Source organism: uncultured Methanobrevibacter sp. (assembly GCF_947166415.1).
In the GTDB taxonomy this organism is placed as follows: domain Archaea; phylum Methanobacteriota; class Methanobacteria; order Methanobacteriales; family Methanobacteriaceae; genus Methanocatella.
On record NZ_CAMVEE010000004.1, the window covers coordinates 21,387 to 36,748 of the forward strand.

Genomic DNA, 15,362 nt, shown 5'->3' on the forward strand with positions numbered 1-15,362 from the left:
AAAAAAACTGTAGTAGTATTTCCAGTGATACATTATTAATCACCATCATAAATAAAGGTTTTTATTACAAATTTGCAATAAAGTTAATAAAAATCGAAAATTTCGATTAGATTAATTGAGCGATATTTCTTAAATTAGGATATAAACAGCCAATATTATTTAAAATAATTTATTAAAGAATTATTATGACTGGATTTGAAAACAAATTGGTATTTTGAAATATTGAATAAAAATATGAAATGGTACTATTTCAAATATAAAATAACAATTTCAAGTGTAAAATCTATGAAAAAACCTTGAAAATAAGGCGTATCTGAGCTTGAAATCATATGAAATGATGGAAAATTGAAAAGAGTGAGAGGGATGCATTGCAAGTGTATACAATTTTGTCCGCCAGGCAATTTTCAAGACATGTATTTCAAGTGTAAAGTCTATGAAAAATAGTCTATTGGATAAATAAATAATAAATAAATAATTAATTATCGTTTAAAATAAAAATAAAGAGCAAATTGAAAAGATAGATTTCAAGTGTTTACAGATGAAATGCACCTCTTCAATCTTAGAAGACCCTCGTAAGGGTTATACTTGAAACAGACCTCTCCCTCTCTAAACAAACATGCTGTTTTCATTGGAAGAATCGTCTTTTTTAGATATACTACCAAATTTTTTGTCAATTAACATTATGCAGTGTAGTTTAGCTTTAAAAACACGTTTTATTGTTCTAATTAATTCGTTTTTGGTTAATCCATCTTCATAGATTACATCAGTGAGGATGAATTGCTGTAATAGATCCTGATTGACATTCAAATCAAAATCAACAAAATAACGATTAATTCCAAACTGCAAATCAAAAAGGAAGCTTCTTCTGTTTTCAGGTGTGGAAGAAACCATAAGTTCAATATGTTCCGGTGCTACCTGAGTAGCGCATCCGACAATGATACAATCTTTTCCTTTTGGTTTTACTACATCCATAATGTTATCATTTGGGAATTCAATAACGTAATGAAATTCAGCATTATCTTCAATTTTCTTATCTCTGAACATTCCTTCATCGACTAACCAATCTTTAACTTTTTCTTCGACAGTCATAATATCATCATTAAAAATTTTATAATAAATTATATATTTTTTTATTATATATATTATAAACTATGATTGAATATAATAAATTATTTAATGATATTATTTTTACACAAATAACAAACAACAATTCATTAAATTTATTTTTATTTATTATATTATCATTATTGGTTTCAATCGTTATTGATATGGTATTTGGAGAGCTTCCGACAGCTGTTCATCCTGTTGTCATAATGGGATCTATTATCGGCTTTTTCAAGAATGTTTTTATCAAAATAAAAAACAAGCTGTCCGGTTTGCTATTGATTATCTTCACTGCATCTGCAGTCAGCATAATTGTCTATGTGTTCTACGCAATTGGAATGTTAAATGTCATATTACTGTTCATTATATTTTCTGTGTTATTGTCAAGTTCATTTTCGATAAATATGCTTCTACAGACAGCCATCGATGTTGAAAATGACTTGAAAACAAGTTTGGATAAGGCAAGGGAATCCGTATCATACCTGGTTAGCAGAAGCACTGATGAGCTGACAGAGAGCTTTATCGTATCAGCAACAATAGAAAGTCTGACAGAAAACATCACTGATTCATATGTCGCTCCAATTTTTTACTATTTTATTTTTACTTTAATTATAATGATTTATCCAGTCAATAATGCATTATACTTTTTATTGCTGATTCCATTGTTGTATAGACTGTCCAATACCATGGACGCAATGGTTGGATATGAAACCGATGAATTGAAGGATATAGGTTTTTTCCCTGCCAAGATAGATGACATCCTGAATTACATTCCTGCAAGAATATCTGGTTTATATGTGGTACTGTCAGCATGTCTGCTTAAGTTGGATTGGAAAAACAGCTACAGAATAATGAAGAGAGATGCCAGAAACTGTCCAAGTCCTAATTCAGGATATACCATGGCATCAACTGCAGGAGCACTGAATATCCAACTTATAAAAAAAGATACTTATATTCTTGGAGATGAAAATAAAACCATAGAAACCAATGACATAGAAAATGCTGTAAAGCTGTCAAAGTATACAATAATGCTGTTTACAGCCACAATTCTATTATTGTTAATTATATTTAAAGTGATATTATGAAAATAGCTATCATTTCAGTTTCAGATCAGGGTTACGAATTATCCTTGAAATTAAAGGAAAAATTAGATCAGGATTCTACAATAATCAAGAATGATTTGTTTCATAAAAATGTCAAGAAAATTTTTCCGATTTTGTTTTATGAATATGATGCAATAATAGCAATAATGGCTTCAGGAATATTAATCAGGTCCATTGCTCCACTTGTCGAATCAAAAACATCAGATCCTGCCGTTTTAAACATTGATGATAACGGCAATTTTGTAATATCCACATTATCCGGACATTTGGGCGGCGCCAATAGCTTAACTCAGAAAGTTGCTGAGCTGATTGATGCAACACCTGTAATCACAACTTCAACAGATGTGAATAAAAAATTGGGAATAGATGTTATTGCAAGGAACCTTTATTTTGAAATTGACAATACAAATGAAATATTGTATTTCAATAAGGCTGTTCTTGATGGAAAGGAAATATCATTCACAGTCAATCCAAACGCTAATTTTGACTACTTGTATGATTATCTAAATGAAAATGCTCTTAAAATTAACATCTCAATATCATATTCATCAAAAATAAGCCCAGATGAAATATTTGCCGAAGTTGATGGACATGAAATAACCTTAAAGAAGCGCAAACTTGTGGTAGGAATCGGATGTAGACGCGGAAAGGAATGTGTAAAAATTCATGATGGTATAAACAAGTCATTTGATGATTTGAACTTGCCTTTGTCAAGAATAGACATGTTTTCATCTGCAGAAATTAAAAAGGATGAAATTGGATTGCTTGAAATTTCAGATAAAATGGGCATACCAATCAATTTTGTTGATTTGGAAAGAATGAAAATGTTTGAATCAAAAGACATTCAGAAATCCGAATTCGTAAAATCAAAATTTGGAATTTATGGCGTCTGTGAACCTTCAGCATTGATAACTGCAGGATTTGATTCTAAGCTGATATATAAAAAGACATCATACAATGGCGTTACGATAGCTGTCGCTATTTCAAAATAATATAAATAAAAAAAAGTAAAATTAGATAGATTCTAATTTTGATAAAACTTCCCAAATTAAAGTTCTTGCATGAACTGGGATATTTGGATCATTACTGATTTCATCTAATTTAGTGAGAACAGTACTAATTCTCACGGATAAATCTTGTTCCTCATCTTTTAAAAGGTCATTAGATTGACTTGCAGCTTCTCTAATGTTACGAGGCACAGTATTATTATCCATAATGTATTCAAGTATTTCTGATACTTCGTTAATAGTTTGATTACTCATAATTAACCCCTCCCAAAATGATTTTAAAATAAGTAATAATTATATTATATTCTATATATCTAAAAGTTTATTTAAATAGTTTTTGGTAAATCGAATTAATTTTTTATATAGTAAGGTTTATATTTTATAAAATAATGAAATTATATCATGTCAGATGTAAGCAAAACTACTATAAATTTACCTGTAGACTTAAAAAAAGAATTAAAGAAAATGGCTATTGATGAAGAAACTTCTCTATCAGGATTAATCATTAAAATGATAGAAGAAGGTTACGAAAAAAGAACTCAAACCAAATTTAGCTCAGAAGATTAATTTCAATCTTCAGCTGAATTTAACATATATGTAATGAACTGTGTTTTTGCACTTTCTTCAACAAATATTGCTAACAGTTCAGCTTCTTTTAAACTATCGGCAACGCAAACAACACCATGCTTTTTGAGGATTAATACATCTTCATTTCCAAGGCCTTCACTAGCACTTTTAGCAAGTTCATCACTGCCAGGTTTTTCATATTCGATTTCAGCCATATATTCTGATTTTATTGCTCCAAATCCTTCCAGTCTTCTGATTCTCTTTGTTGAATGAGCAAATCCTGTAGCATAAGGTGAATGGGTATGGACTATTCCGTTAACGTCCGGTCTTTTTTTATAGATTTCAATATGCATATTCACTTCGGAAGATGGGACTCCTCTTGTTAGGACATTGCCGGTCATGTCAACCAACACGATATCCTCTTCATGTAAATTGGACAATGATTTCAATGTAGGAGTAATGGCGATGATATCTCCATTTTCACCTTTAAATCTTGCGCTAATGTTTCCAGATTTTCCGGAAACAAGTCCTTTGTCATAAATTTCATTAGAAATGCCAATAATTTCAGCTATATTTTTTTTCATTATATACCTCTAAATAAATTTGAAGTGTTTGTATTTTCCCTTATGAAGAACAGGAACTTCAGCAGGAGTCGGTTCAATATTGTAAATTTTCTGGAACTCTGTCTGAGTCTGGAAAGTACCTGAGTTAATCAAGTGGATTCCCTTATATCTTCTGTATGTGTTAATGTGGACGTGCCCGGTATGGAAAACATCCGGCACTTCATCAATGACTAAATAATCTTCAAGTTCTGAAGCTAATGGGGTTCTTTCACCATAAATAGGTGCTAAATGTCTTTTTTTAAGCAATTCTTCCATTAATATATCGTTTCTTTCGTGAGAGAAATCCTTGACGGCCATTACCAGATCATCAAAACTACGTCCGTGGTAGATGAGAACATTGATTCCATCAAGTGAGACCAAACCCGGATTTGAGATGAATTCAACATTATCCAATTCATACAATGATTTTGCATATTCTTCAGGCACTGCTGGCTGCGGTTCAGCAACTCTTGATGCGTCGTGGTTTCCGGGAGCGATAATGATTTTGATGTCGCTTCTTATGTTTCCTAAAAACTTAGCAGCTTCGTTATATTGTTCTGTAATGTCTTTGATTGCAAGTTCCTTTTCTTGGTTAGGATAAACGCCTATTCCATCTACGATATCTCCTCCAATGATGAGATATTTGACATCTTCAGCTACTCTTCTTTGTTCTTCAGTTCCGAATTCACAGTTTATCCAACTTATAAATCGTGAGAAAGCGTCTTCCAGGAATGTCAAGCTTCCTATGTGCACATCTGATAGGAATACAATTCCAAAGTCCATTTCCTTTTCCGGAACGCTTAACACATCCGGATGGATGATGTCCTGGCCAAATGCAAATCCTCTATCGTTACTTTTGTTTGCAATGACACCCACAACCTCATCTCTAACTAGCCTTTCAGCCTTTTTGAACAGTTCCTCATTTTTTTGTGAGAACAAGATGGAAATGTTTCCGGTATCATCTTCAAATTCGACAATCTTATGGCCGTTTTTGCTGGACCTGATTTCCCTAACCATCAAGATCATGCTTAGGTTGTCCTGCATATCATCAATATCTGCAACTTTTATAGTGGTTCTGAGCTCTGGCCTTTTGGATAGGATATTATGTAATTTTTCATATCTGCTCTGGAAATAGGAAATTAAGTTTTCAAGCTCGCCACTAGTATATGACTTTTTGCTTGTATCCTGAATAATTTTAAAGTCATATTCAACATTTGATTTTTCCAGATTTCTTTTGAATTGAATTTTTTCATCTTTAACGGTTTGTGAAGCTTCTAAAATTGTTTCGTTGATGTGCTTTTCCTTTTCATCAGTTTCCTTCTTTAAGCTATCAATAGAAGCAGTTTCATTTTTAGGTGGTGTTTGGATTTCAGGCTTTTCTTCACCAGGTTTTTTTTCATCAGGTGATTCTGCTTTTTTCTCATCAGTTTTGATGAATGGGATTTCTTTAGGTTCTTCTTTTGTTTTTATTCCCATAATTTCATCAATGGTTTTTCCACTAACAGAGACTAAATCCTTTGATGAGAAGTTATCACCTTTTAATTTAACTATTAATGAAGATGCAAAATCTACAGGATTTTCTGCATTAATGACTTTATTATATGCTTCAGGTGATAGGTTAATTCCTTTTTTTGCAAATTTTAATAGAATTTTGTTAGTTGACATTATTTAGAATTTTAATTTTCTATATTAATAAACTTTGAGAATTTTAATTTCGAATATTGGTTTTTATTAGTTATATTTATTATATATTAAAAATAGAATTTAAAGTATTATATTATAATAATTTTTCATGATTGTGATAACATGGCAAGCAAGGTACTTAGAATTATTTTAATAATTGTATTGTTTATTATATTCTTTGAAATTGGCCTTATCAGTTCATACACTATCGTAACAGCTGAAGCGCCTAACGTTCATAATATAGTGGACATGCAAATATCAAAAGTTACTGGAATTTTTAGTCCTGAAAATGTTAATGAAGTTTTGATTAAAGATCCGACTCCAGTTAATATCTCAAACAAGAAGGATGTTGCACTTAAGATGCAGACACTGTCTAAAGTTGATGGGATTAACGTTGATTCAATGAATGTGACTACATATGAGGATAAAGACAATAAAAATTTTACAGTTACAATTGAAGCATTGGGTTATGATTCTCCGAAATCAACTTCAGGCCAAATTGTAATTAGCCAAACCCCTTCATATAAGATTATTGCAAAAGGAGTTGCTAGTTATAAGGATACAGGACTGATGGTAGACGACGATAAGTTGGTTATAAATTCTGTTTTAAAATTGTATTAGTGATAAAATGATTAATGTTATTGGTATTGGTCAAAATAGAGAAAACATGACTTTGGGAGCCCTGAAGGCTATTAAAGAATCAGACGTGATAATTGGATATAAGAAGTACGTAGACCAGATAAGCGATTTGATTTCTGATAAGGAAATTATAAAAAAAGGGATGGGCGATGAAATAGCCAGAGCAGAAATGGCTATTCAAAAAAGTTTAGATGGCCAGACAGTTTCATTGATTAGTTCTGGAGATCCTGGCGTATTTGGAATGGCAAATGTGGTATATCAGATTGTCAGCAAATATGAAGGCGTTGAAATCAAGGTTTATCCAGGCGTATCAGCCCTAAATTATGCATCAAGCAAACTTGGAGCTCCATTGAATGATTTTGCAGCGATTAGCTTAAGCAATATTTTAACTCCTTTATCTGAAATAGAGAAGAAATTGAGATATGCACTTGAAGCTAATTTGATAGTTGCCATTTATAATCCGTTAAGCAAAACAAGAAAGGAACCTTTCAACAGATTCAAGCAATGCGTCACAGAAATCAAAGGCGAAGACGCATTAATCGGAATTATAGACAGCACATATGAACCTGCAAAGAAAACAATTGTAAAAGTTAAGGATTTAACCGAAGACATTGTAAACATGTCCTGTACTCTGATTGTCGGAAATGACCTGACTTATGTCCAAGACGGTAATCTTATAACACCTAGAGGATATGTCATAAGGTCAAATATTCATGAGTTATCACAAAATCATTATGAAAAATTTTTAAACGGCGAAGTTTCACATGGGCCTAACAGGGACTGTGAGTTTTATCCATGTCATTTTGACGGCCAGTATTGCGATTTCTGCTATTGTCCGTTCTATCCTTGCGGAGACTCTTCAACCGGTGGGGAATGGATTAAAGGCAAGAACGTTTGGAACTGTAAGGAATGCCACTGGCTACATGAAAAACAGGCAGTTGAATGTTTAAGGGAACCTTTTGAAAACATCGTTAATGAAGTCGAAGACTTAAAGAAAAAGAAAAAAACTTTATTGAAACTTAGAAGAGCATGCTTATTAAAAAATAATCCAAATGATCTTTAGGGGAATTTGAATTGTCAATCAAAAATCTTTTAATTGAAATGAAAAATCTATCAGAACTCATGGTTGACTTGGCTTATTCAGCTATATTGTTTAACAGTAAAGCGGCAGCTGAAGAGGTCATAGCTTTAGAAAATGAAGTCAATTCCATGAATTATGAAATCAAAAAAGAATCGTTAGTTGCAGCTCGCTCTTATGAGGATGCAGAAAAATTGACTGCATTGCTTGAGATTGCAGAAGCTGCTGAAAGTATTGCAAATGCAGCTAAAGATTTAGCTGATTTGGTAATCACAGGTTTCAAGCCACACCCAGTATTCAAGATGGTGATGGAAGAATCCGATAAAAGTATTGTCAGAGTTGTTATAGACGAAAAATCAGATTTAGCTAATAATACATTAGGAGATTTGCTTTTGGTAAATCGTACCGGAATGAGAGTTATAGCTATTAGAAGAGGTTCATCATGGATTTATGGGCCTGATAAAAATACCACATTGTTGGCAAAGGATACATTAATTTTAAAAGGAACAGAAGCCGGTGCTGATTTATTGGAGAAATTGGCTGCAGGAACTTGTTCTCTTGAAGATATTCCAGACGAACTGGAAGAAGAACTTAACTGAGTAGAGTGATAAAATGAAAATTATGGGTAGTGATAAATATGAAGGACCAAAGTCCAATGAAGAAGATTCGAACTTCACTATCTGTAGTTTCAACTATTTCTGAATTTTTCAAAATTCATAAATCTACCATTAAGGAAGGTTTGATTGCACTTTTAATCTGCGCTATCGGAGATTTGATTGCAGGAATTATTTTAGGTAAAATGACATTTTTCCTTGAAACTTTTCCAGGCCTTTTGGTTATCATTCCTGGTGCCATAGGAATGAGGGGAAATATTTTTAGTTCCTTTGCATCAAGATTATCTACCAATTTGCACATTGGTATAATATCTCCAAAATTCGAGCTGTCAGAAGAATTGAACCATAACATATTTTCTTCTTTTGTACTTACACTTGTCCTGTCATTGTTTTTAGGAATAGTTGCCAAATTGATGTGCCTGTTATTGCATTATCCTTCAATGTCCTTAATAGACTTTATATTGATTTGTGTAATTGCAGGAATTATTTCAAATCTGATTATGCTTCCGATAACAATGGTAGTGTCATTTAAGAGTTTCCAAAACGGCTGGGATCCGGACAACATTACAAGTCCAATCATTGCGGCATTCGGGGATTTGTTCACTCTACCGGCAATTATATTGTCAATTTTTATTTTAAATGAGTTAAACATAAATTGGATTTTGAAAGATTCCGTGCTTTTCATTATTTTGGTTGTTGTAGCTGTCACATTCGTTCATTGCTATAACCTGTCATATGAAACCAAAACCATCTTGAAACAGTCCACTCCCGTTTTGCTTTTATGTTCCTTTTTAGGATGTTCTGCAGGAGGAATTTTAAACAGTGCGGTCGAGACTTTGCTTACAAACCCTAGTTTGCTTACACTTCTACCTCTGTTTTCAGGAGAAAGCGGAAGCTTAATAAGTATTTTGGGTGCAAGATTGTCTTCAGGTCTCCACTCCGGTCTGGTCGAACCAACCAGAAAGCCTGAAGGAAACACGGTACATAATTTCATAATCTGCTGGATTCTGTCAATAATCGTATTCCCATTCATTGGAATATTGGCTGAAGCTTCATCTATCATCTTCAAGACAGCAGGGGTAGGATTTGATAAAATCATTGAAATAAGTACCTCTTCTGGGCTTATTTTGGTAACAATAATGGTATTTTTAGTCTATTATGTTTCAATTTCATCATATAATAGAAATCTAGATCCGGACAACATTGTTATTCCGATTTCAACAAGCATAACAGATTCGATTTCAAGTTTGATTTTGATTTCAATGTCCCTGATTATTTTGGGTGTTGTGGTTTAGTACCATCCTTTAAAAATGAATTTGCATTCATTGGCCCTAAAGTAATCATACTTTAAATTGTTTTTATCAAAATCCTTAGGGATGGATATTATAACCGCTTTCGGATTTTTTTTGTTTAGGTGCACAAAGACTATTGCGTCTTTATCACCATAAAAGTCAAATTTGTCATTCAGGTAAATTTTTTCTGAAGTCATAGTTTGCCAGCCTTCATGCTTCAGCATTTTAGTAGTATCAACCATGTATTCCAGATTATAGACTTCATCCTCATCAGCTATCAGATAATAATCGCAGTATTTTAAATTTCCCTTAAATGTTTTGAAGTAATTACAACTATTCAAATCCTGTTTATGATTATGATTGCATTTCCCTTTACTTTTAAAGTCTTTGATGACATATTTTTTATAGAAGTCGCATATTACAAGCCTGTTGGTTGAAAACACATTTTTTCCTTCATCTTCATGACCTATTTTTACACTTGAAATAACACTCTCCTGCGGAATCAGTTCCATAGAAGTTTTTATTTTCGAATTGAATAGCTTTTCATCGACTAGTTTGTTATAGTTGTTTTTTAATGCAATCAATTTAAAATAGGAAATGCTGTTTGGAATTATTGTATCTTCCTCATTTATAATTGCAAGGCCGGGTGTTCCTTTGGCATATTTTTCCCAATCATCCGGATTTCCTGGAGTGTTTATTAGATTCTCAGCTGTTCTTTCAATCAGAGTTTCGCCATGTTCCATTTCTTCCTGCTTAACGATTTTTTCATTGGCCATTTCAGTGAATGAAAGAATTATTCCTGTTATCAAAAGAATGATTACCAGAATCAAACCCAATTCAATTGTCATGTTTCCTTTTCTGTCCATTTTACATCAGTCCGTACTTCCTTCTGTGAGAATCGTCTAAAATCAAACTGTCAAAGTCTGTTTCATTTATTTTTTTGGCATTATAATGGTCATGATAAACCACATGGTCCGAACATGATAAGGTTTCGTTTGTAAGCGGCGTATGCGTTTGGATGAAGACTTCCATTCCGTAATGCTCACATTTACCTTTTCCTTCTAGCCTGCATAGGTAACAGCTTCCATCTGCACTTTCGTGAAAATAACCCTTTTCCAGGCAGTCTTCCAATACATCCGGATCGCCGTGATGGGTGTAAGGGTCATATGGACATTTTTTGATTGTCAAGGGAGCTGTTGCAAAAAGGTAGGATTCCGGGGATTCCAGCCCATGCATCCAAAGGTACCTTGATAGAGAGTGAAGGTAGTATATCTTATCCTTATAATAGCTTATTCCCGAACCTCCGGTTAGTATGGCAGGAGGCAGCGGGTCTTTCAAGCCTTCAATAGATGTGTTCTTTTCTATAACTTTATTGAATCGGTTTTTATCCTTTTCAATAGATAATCTGACCTTGAAGAGAACTTTCCATGGACTTGGGCCACTTTCGACAGACAATGTCTCAGACGTTATATTAACTCCATATTTTTGAGCATATTCCTCATTCTTTTCATCCAATCTTTTATCCATGTTCTTTTTTATTTGATCTTCGCTGTCAATCAGGCGAAAGCTTTCGAAGACCTTGTCCTGTGCCTCCTCAATAGCTTCCCTTTGAAGTACTTCTAGATTATTTGTATAGTCATCAACTATAAACTTGAAATAATTATTTCCATTGGATTCGATATTTTCATTTTCAATGTAATTCATGCTTGTAAAAACAAAAATGAAGACAATTAATAATGATATAATCAATATTGCTAAACTTCCAGCTATTATATTACCTTTAGAGTCTAATTTCATAATATAGAAATTCACTTGAAATTTATAAGTTTTTTACTTAAGTGCGACTTTATGATTTTACACAAAAAAGTAATACTTTAACCCGAAATCATTGAAATCAGTAATAAAAAAAATACTTATTTATATTATTGATTAGAAATTATACATATTGAATATATATGGAGGATTTACATGTCAGATACTGTAAGAACATGGCGTCATATACAACAAAGATACAATCTCATAGGTTCTAAATGTACTACCTGTGGAGAATTATTCTTCCCATCTCGTGTAGTTTGTCCTAATTGTAGGAGAAAAGGAAACCTCGAACCTTTCCAATTCAGTGGAAAAGGAAAAATTCACACTTTTTCAATTATTAGGTCTGCTCCTGATGATTTCAAAAAAGCAGCTCCTTATGCTGTAGCTGTCATTGAACTCGAAGAAGGTGCAAAATTAACTTCACAATTAGTCGATTGTGATGTTGAAGATATTGAAATCGGTGACGATGTAGAAATGGTATTTAGAAAAATCAGAGAAGACGGAGAGGATGGAGTAATCTCCTATGGATACAAGTTCAAAGTTATCAAATAATACCGCCGTAATTTTAGTGAGCCACGGAAGTACTTTACCTTTCGCAGAAGAGGTTTTCACTGAAATTAAAGAAAAATTTATCAAAAAAACAGGCCTTCCAGCTGAAATAGGCTACATGAAGGTTTCAGAACCTACAATAGCTGGAGCAGTTGAAATATTAAAGGATGAAGTTGACGATTTAAATAGAATAATCGCCCTTCCTGTATTTTTAGCTCCTGGAATTCATACAAATATTGATATTCCAACTTTATTAGGTCTTGAACCTTTGGAAGTTGATCCAAGATGTCCTGATGGAAATTATCCGCCTGAACATTATTTATCAATTGCCGAAGACGTTGATTTTGATGGCGAAATTGAGTTATTATCTTCAATTGGTCCAAGAGATGAACTTTTGGATATTATTGACAAGAGAATCAATGAAGCTTTGGCCGAGTCCGAATTGGATGAAGATGCAAAAACAGGAATTTTGCTTGTAACCCACGGTTCCAGATTGAATTACAATAAGGAATTTGCAACCGCATTATATAATAAATTTGAAAAGACTTGTGATGTACCATCCAGTTTTGGATTTATGGAGTTATGCGGTCCAAGCATCCCGGAATCCATCAATAAATTGGCGGATGAAAATGACATTGACAGATTGGTGGTCATACCTGTATTCATTGCTCCTGGAATGCATACCACTCATGACATTCCGCACATCCTAGGATTTTTAGAAGAGCATGAGCATGAACATTCTCATTCACATGACCATGGGGACCATGACCATGTCCATGACTTGACTCCTGTGGACTTTGACGGAGAAATTCTTTATCCGGAGCCTATTAAGGCCGACGATATATTGATTGATATTTTAGCTAAAATGACAGATGAAAAATTATAGATTTTTCATATATTTTTTTGAAAAATTTTTTTCTCAAGATAACTTAAATAACTTTAACTTAAAACTTATAAAAGGAAGATAATTATGTCTGATAAAAAGACCGGAATTTTACTTTTAAGCCACGGTTCCAGATTGGACGACGGTGAGGAAGTAATTAAAGCTTATAAAGAAATGTATTTAGAGGAATTTCCAGAAATGCCTGTTGAATACGGATTTATGGAAATCAGAAAGCCAGGAATTCCTGAAACCATTAAAAAATTAACTGAAGAAAACGATTTAGATAAAATTATTGTAGTTCCTGTGTTTGTTGCACATGGTCTGCACACTAAAAGGGACATTCCTGGATTATTAGGAATCGAAAGTGATTATGAAGATGAAGGCCACGGACATCATCATCACCACCATCATGACCACGATGATCATGACCATCATCACGGACATCATCATCACCACCATCATGACCATGATGAAGAGCCAGTGGAATTCGATGGTGAAATCGTATTGACCGATCCTCTTGGAATCGACAAGAGGATGTATGAAATTATCAAGGATAGGGTTTCAGAACACTTATAGTCTGAATTCTATTTTTTACTTTTTTTATTAAGATTTATTTAATTCAAAGTTTAAATTATATTCATGACTCTTAAAGTCTCTGATATTGGTGAAAAGGAATTAGTTAAATACATTATTTCTCGTTCGAAAGACATCACTCCTGATGATACAGCAATCACTTCTTTTAATGATTCCCATTTGATTTCAACATGTGACATGCTGATTCAATCAAGGCACTTTCCAGAAAATATGTCTTATTTTGACATGGGCTTTAAGGCGGTAACTGTCAATGTAAGTGACCTTGCCGCAATGGGTGCTGAAGGATTTGGATTTTTGCTTGCAATTGCCCTTCCAAAAGATTTGAAACTGGACGCTTTTAAGGAAATAATTGATGGGGTCTTGTCCGCATGCAGCTATTATAATATTCCCTTGATAGGAGGAGATACCAATGAAGCTTCTGAAATCATAATAACAGGAACCGCATTGGGATTGTGCGACAGGCCTTTGATGAAGGACACATATTCTATAGGTGATGTAATTGCAATCACAGGAGACATTGGACATGCGGCACTGGGTTTTGAAATGGATGTATTTGACAATGTTTATGTAAAGAAAGCTTTAAAGCCAATAGCTAGACTTGATGAAGGAATTTCGATAAGAAATGCCGGCGCAACATCTGCAACAGACATAACCGATGGAATTGCAAGCGAATTATATGAAATGAAAAAGAATCATTTTGGCTTCATGATTTATGAAGAGCTTTTGGGCATTTCAGATGAATACAAAAGCATTGCAAATGAATTGGATTTGAATTATTTGGATTTGATACTGCACGTCGGCGAAGACTTTGAACTTCTCTTTACAATATCAAAAGAAAATCTGGAAAAACTACCAATCGATTATAAGGTAATAGGGGAGGTAACGGATTCCGATAAAATTGAAATTACCTTGGAAAACGGTTTCGTCGAGGAAATAATAAACAAAGGCTATGAACATTATGTTAGTGAGTAACGAGTTATATAAGAAAAGTTCCAAAACACAAAAGATCAGATGTGAAATCTGTGCCAATTACTGTAAGATAGCTGACGGCAATGTGGGAATTTGCAGGCAGCATAAGAATGTAAACGGCGAACTGTTTGATGAGTCTTATGGCATAGTCTCCTCATTAAGTCCTGACCCTATTGAAAAAAAGCCCCTTCACCATTTTCTTCCGGGAACATTCACTTATTCCATCGGCGGTTTTGGGTGCAATATGACCTGTTTACATTGCCAGAACTATATGATATCTCATGAATATGATAAAAATTCGAGAGGAATAAAAATAACGCCAGAAGCTATTGTGGAAAATGCACTTCGTTACAATTGCCAATCAATTGCATGGACCTATAATGAACCTACGATACACTTGCCTTTTAGCAAGAAAACCTCTTTAATGGCTAGGCAAAAAAATCTTAAGGTAATTTATGTAAGCAACGGCTATTTTTCAGACAGGTCCATTGAAGAGGTTCTGTCATTTGTCGATGCATTCAATATTGATTTGAAATCTATGAGCAGTGATTTTTATAAAAAGGTCTGCGGTGCTGATTTGGATGTTGTCCTTGATAATCTGAAAAGAGTTTATATGGAGGGCAAACATCTGGAAATTACAAATCTCATAATCAATGATTATAACGATTCTATTGAGGAAATTGAGCAATTATGCGATTTTGTCGCTGATGAATTGGGTCCGGAAGTGCCTCTGCATTTCTCAAGGGCCTTTCCTTACTATAAAATGAAAGACATCAATCCGACAAGACCTGAAATATTGTTTAAGGCTCGCGAAATTGCAATAAATAAAGGAATCAAAAATATCCATTTAGGAAATATATAAA

The 15,362-nt window shown here is 33.5% G+C and carries 18 protein-coding genes; 12 read left to right on the forward strand and 6 right to left on the reverse strand.

The genetic code is table 11. The features are described 5' to 3' along the window. Positions 1–606: 606 nt before the first annotated feature. Positions 607–1,089 carry a DUF2299 domain-containing protein gene (locus tag Q0W25_RS01300; protein ID WP_298517913.1) on the reverse strand — a complete coding sequence of 161 codons (483 nt, stop codon included), beginning with the start codon at positions 1,087–1,089 and terminating at the stop codon, positions 607–609. 158 nt (positions 1,090–1,247) lie between these two features. Between Q0W25_RS01300 and Q0W25_RS01305 the strand changes: the two genes are divergently transcribed. Beyond that, positions 1,248–2,189, forward strand: a complete 942-nt coding sequence (locus Q0W25_RS01305; RefSeq protein ID WP_298517916.1) for a cobalamin biosynthesis protein — start codon at positions 1,248–1,250, stop codon at positions 2,187–2,189. Continuing rightward, positions 2,186–3,199, forward strand: coding sequence for a cobalt-precorrin 5A hydrolase (locus Q0W25_RS01310; RefSeq protein ID WP_298517919.1), 1,014 nt, complete (start codon positions 2,186–2,188; stop codon positions 3,197–3,199). Before Q0W25_RS01305 ends, Q0W25_RS01310 begins: the two co-directional genes overlap by 4 nt. A 21-nt stretch (positions 3,200–3,220) precedes the next feature. Here Q0W25_RS01310 and Q0W25_RS01315 read toward each other — a convergent pair whose 3' ends face one another. After that, positions 3,221–3,469 (reverse strand): UPF0147 family protein, encoded by a 249-nt coding sequence (locus Q0W25_RS01315; RefSeq protein WP_297824682.1) that lies wholly within the window; start codon positions 3,467–3,469, stop codon positions 3,221–3,223. 147 nt (positions 3,470–3,616) lie between these two features. Here Q0W25_RS01315 and Q0W25_RS01320 point away from each other — a divergent pair, with 147 nt between their 5' ends. After that, the gene (locus Q0W25_RS01320; protein ID WP_297824685.1) at positions 3,617–3,781 is read left to right on the forward strand and encodes a ribbon-helix-helix protein, CopG family; all 165 of its coding nucleotides are present in this window, start codon (positions 3,617–3,619) and stop codon (positions 3,779–3,781) included. Positions 3,782–3,783: 2 nt separating this feature from the next. Here the strand turns inward: Q0W25_RS01320 and Q0W25_RS01325 are convergent, their stop codons facing one another. Continuing rightward, positions 3,784–4,365, reverse strand: a complete 582-nt coding sequence (locus Q0W25_RS01325) for a class II aldolase/adducin family protein (protein ID WP_298517922.1) — start codon at positions 4,363–4,365, stop codon at positions 3,784–3,786. A gap of 9 nt (positions 4,366–4,374) precedes the next feature. Further along, the gene (locus Q0W25_RS01330; protein WP_298517925.1) at positions 4,375–6,048 is read right to left on the reverse strand and encodes a DNA-directed DNA polymerase II small subunit; all 1,674 of its coding nucleotides are present in this window, start codon (positions 6,046–6,048) and stop codon (positions 4,375–4,377) included. A gap of 141 nt (positions 6,049–6,189) precedes the next feature. On the opposite strand from Q0W25_RS01330, the gene Q0W25_RS01335 reads away from it, so the two are divergent. The 4 genes from Q0W25_RS01335 to Q0W25_RS01350 are packed head-to-tail and all read left to right on the forward strand — an operon-like array spanning position 6,190 to position 9,692. Then, complete coding sequence (locus Q0W25_RS01335) at positions 6,190–6,687, forward strand: hypothetical protein (protein ID WP_298517928.1); 498 nt, start codon at positions 6,190–6,192, stop codon at positions 6,685–6,687. A gap of 7 nt (positions 6,688–6,694) precedes the next feature. After that, complete coding sequence (gene cobJ, locus Q0W25_RS01340) at positions 6,695–7,768, forward strand: precorrin-3B C(17)-methyltransferase (protein ID WP_298517933.1); 1,074 nt, start codon at positions 6,695–6,697, stop codon at positions 7,766–7,768. A gap of 11 nt (positions 7,769–7,779) precedes the next feature. Further along, complete coding sequence (locus tag Q0W25_RS01345) at positions 7,780–8,382, forward strand: potassium channel family protein (protein WP_298517936.1); 603 nt, start codon at positions 7,780–7,782, stop codon at positions 8,380–8,382. A 38-nt stretch (positions 8,383–8,420) separates the two neighbouring features. Continuing rightward, positions 8,421–9,692 (forward strand): magnesium transporter, encoded by a 1,272-nt coding sequence (locus Q0W25_RS01350; RefSeq protein WP_298517938.1) that lies wholly within the window; start codon positions 8,421–8,423, stop codon positions 9,690–9,692. Here Q0W25_RS01350 and Q0W25_RS01355 read toward each other — a convergent pair. Together Q0W25_RS01355 and Q0W25_RS01360 are read right to left on the reverse strand one after the other, a co-directional pair. After that, positions 9,689–10,555 carry a hypothetical protein gene (locus Q0W25_RS01355; protein ID WP_298517941.1) on the reverse strand — a complete coding sequence of 289 codons (867 nt, stop codon included), beginning with the start codon at positions 10,553–10,555 and terminating at the stop codon, positions 9,689–9,691. The two genes, Q0W25_RS01350 and Q0W25_RS01355, sit on opposite strands and share 4 nt — an antisense overlap. Before the next feature lies 1 nt (position 10,556). Beyond that, positions 10,557–11,486, reverse strand: a complete 930-nt coding sequence (locus Q0W25_RS01360; protein ID WP_298517944.1) for a hypothetical protein — start codon at positions 11,484–11,486, stop codon at positions 10,557–10,559. A gap of 171 nt (positions 11,487–11,657) precedes the next feature. Here Q0W25_RS01360 and Q0W25_RS01365 point away from each other — a divergent pair, with 171 nt between their 5' ends. The 5 genes from Q0W25_RS01365 (at position 11,658) to amrS (ending at position 15,361) form a co-directional block, all read left to right on the forward strand. Next, a complete protein-coding gene (locus tag Q0W25_RS01365; protein ID WP_297824711.1) occupies positions 11,658–12,056 on the forward strand; it encodes a Zn-ribbon domain-containing OB-fold protein in 399 nt (132 codons plus the stop codon). Further along, complete coding sequence (cfbA, locus tag Q0W25_RS01370; RefSeq protein WP_298517948.1) at positions 12,028–12,939, forward strand: sirohydrochlorin nickelochelatase; 912 nt, start codon at positions 12,028–12,030, stop codon at positions 12,937–12,939. The genes Q0W25_RS01365 and cfbA (Q0W25_RS01370) overlap by 29 nt, the downstream gene beginning before the upstream one ends. An 81-nt stretch (positions 12,940–13,020) precedes the next feature. Next, complete coding sequence (cfbA, locus tag Q0W25_RS01375; protein ID WP_298518041.1) at positions 13,021–13,512, forward strand: sirohydrochlorin nickelochelatase; 492 nt, start codon at positions 13,021–13,023, stop codon at positions 13,510–13,512. A gap of 63 nt (positions 13,513–13,575) precedes the next feature. Beyond that, entirely contained in the window at positions 13,576–14,502 is a 927-nt protein-coding gene (gene thiL / locus Q0W25_RS01380) for a thiamine-phosphate kinase (protein ID WP_298517951.1), read from the forward strand. Continuing rightward, a complete protein-coding gene (gene amrS, locus Q0W25_RS01385; RefSeq protein WP_367270517.1) occupies positions 14,489–15,361 on the forward strand; it encodes an AmmeMemoRadiSam system radical SAM enzyme in 873 nt (290 codons plus the stop codon). Before thiL ends, amrS begins: the two co-directional genes overlap by 14 nt. Position 15,362: the final 1 nt, after the last annotated feature.

What these genes read in the sequence shown, in the direction of transcription:
- cobJ (WP_298517933.1), top strand. Translation starts at nt 6,695, where the DNA reads ATGATTAATGTTATTGGTATTGGTCAAAATAGAGAAAACATGACTTTG.
- Q0W25_RS01315 (WP_297824682.1), bottom strand. Translation starts at nt 3,469, where the DNA reads ATGAGTAATCAAACTATTAACGAAGTATCAGAAATACTTGAATACATT.
- Q0W25_RS01300 (WP_298517913.1), bottom strand. Translation starts at nt 1,089, where the DNA reads ATGACTGTCGAAGAAAAAGTTAAAGATTGGTTAGTCGATGAAGGAATG.
- Q0W25_RS01360 (WP_298517944.1), bottom strand. Translation starts at nt 11,486, where the DNA reads ATGAAATTAGACTCTAAAGGTAATATAATAGCTGGAAGTTTAGCAATA.
- Q0W25_RS01335 (WP_298517928.1), top strand. Translation starts at nt 6,190, where the DNA reads ATGGCAAGCAAGGTACTTAGAATTATTTTAATAATTGTATTGTTTATT.
- Q0W25_RS01350 (WP_298517938.1), top strand. Translation starts at nt 8,421, where the DNA reads ATGAAGGACCAAAGTCCAATGAAGAAGATTCGAACTTCACTATCTGTA.
- Q0W25_RS01320 (WP_297824685.1), top strand. Translation starts at nt 3,617, where the DNA reads ATGTCAGATGTAAGCAAAACTACTATAAATTTACCTGTAGACTTAAAA.
- Q0W25_RS01325 (WP_298517922.1), bottom strand. Translation starts at nt 4,365, where the DNA reads ATGAAAAAAAATATAGCTGAAATTATTGGCATTTCTAATGAAATTTAT.
- amrS (WP_367270517.1), top strand. Translation starts at nt 14,489, where the DNA reads ATGTTAGTGAGTAACGAGTTATATAAGAAAAGTTCCAAAACACAAAAG.
- thiL (WP_298517951.1), top strand. Translation starts at nt 13,576, where the DNA reads ATGACTCTTAAAGTCTCTGATATTGGTGAAAAGGAATTAGTTAAATAC.
- Q0W25_RS01330 (WP_298517925.1), bottom strand. Translation starts at nt 6,048, where the DNA reads ATGTCAACTAACAAAATTCTATTAAAATTTGCAAAAAAAGGAATTAAC.
- Q0W25_RS01365 (WP_297824711.1), top strand. Translation starts at nt 11,658, where the DNA reads ATGTCAGATACTGTAAGAACATGGCGTCATATACAACAAAGATACAAT.
- cfbA (WP_298517948.1), top strand. Translation starts at nt 12,028, where the DNA reads ATGGATACAAGTTCAAAGTTATCAAATAATACCGCCGTAATTTTAGTG.
- Q0W25_RS01355 (WP_298517941.1), bottom strand. Translation starts at nt 10,555, where the DNA reads ATGGACAGAAAAGGAAACATGACAATTGAATTGGGTTTGATTCTGGTA.
- Q0W25_RS01310 (WP_298517919.1), top strand. Translation starts at nt 2,186, where the DNA reads ATGAAAATAGCTATCATTTCAGTTTCAGATCAGGGTTACGAATTATCC.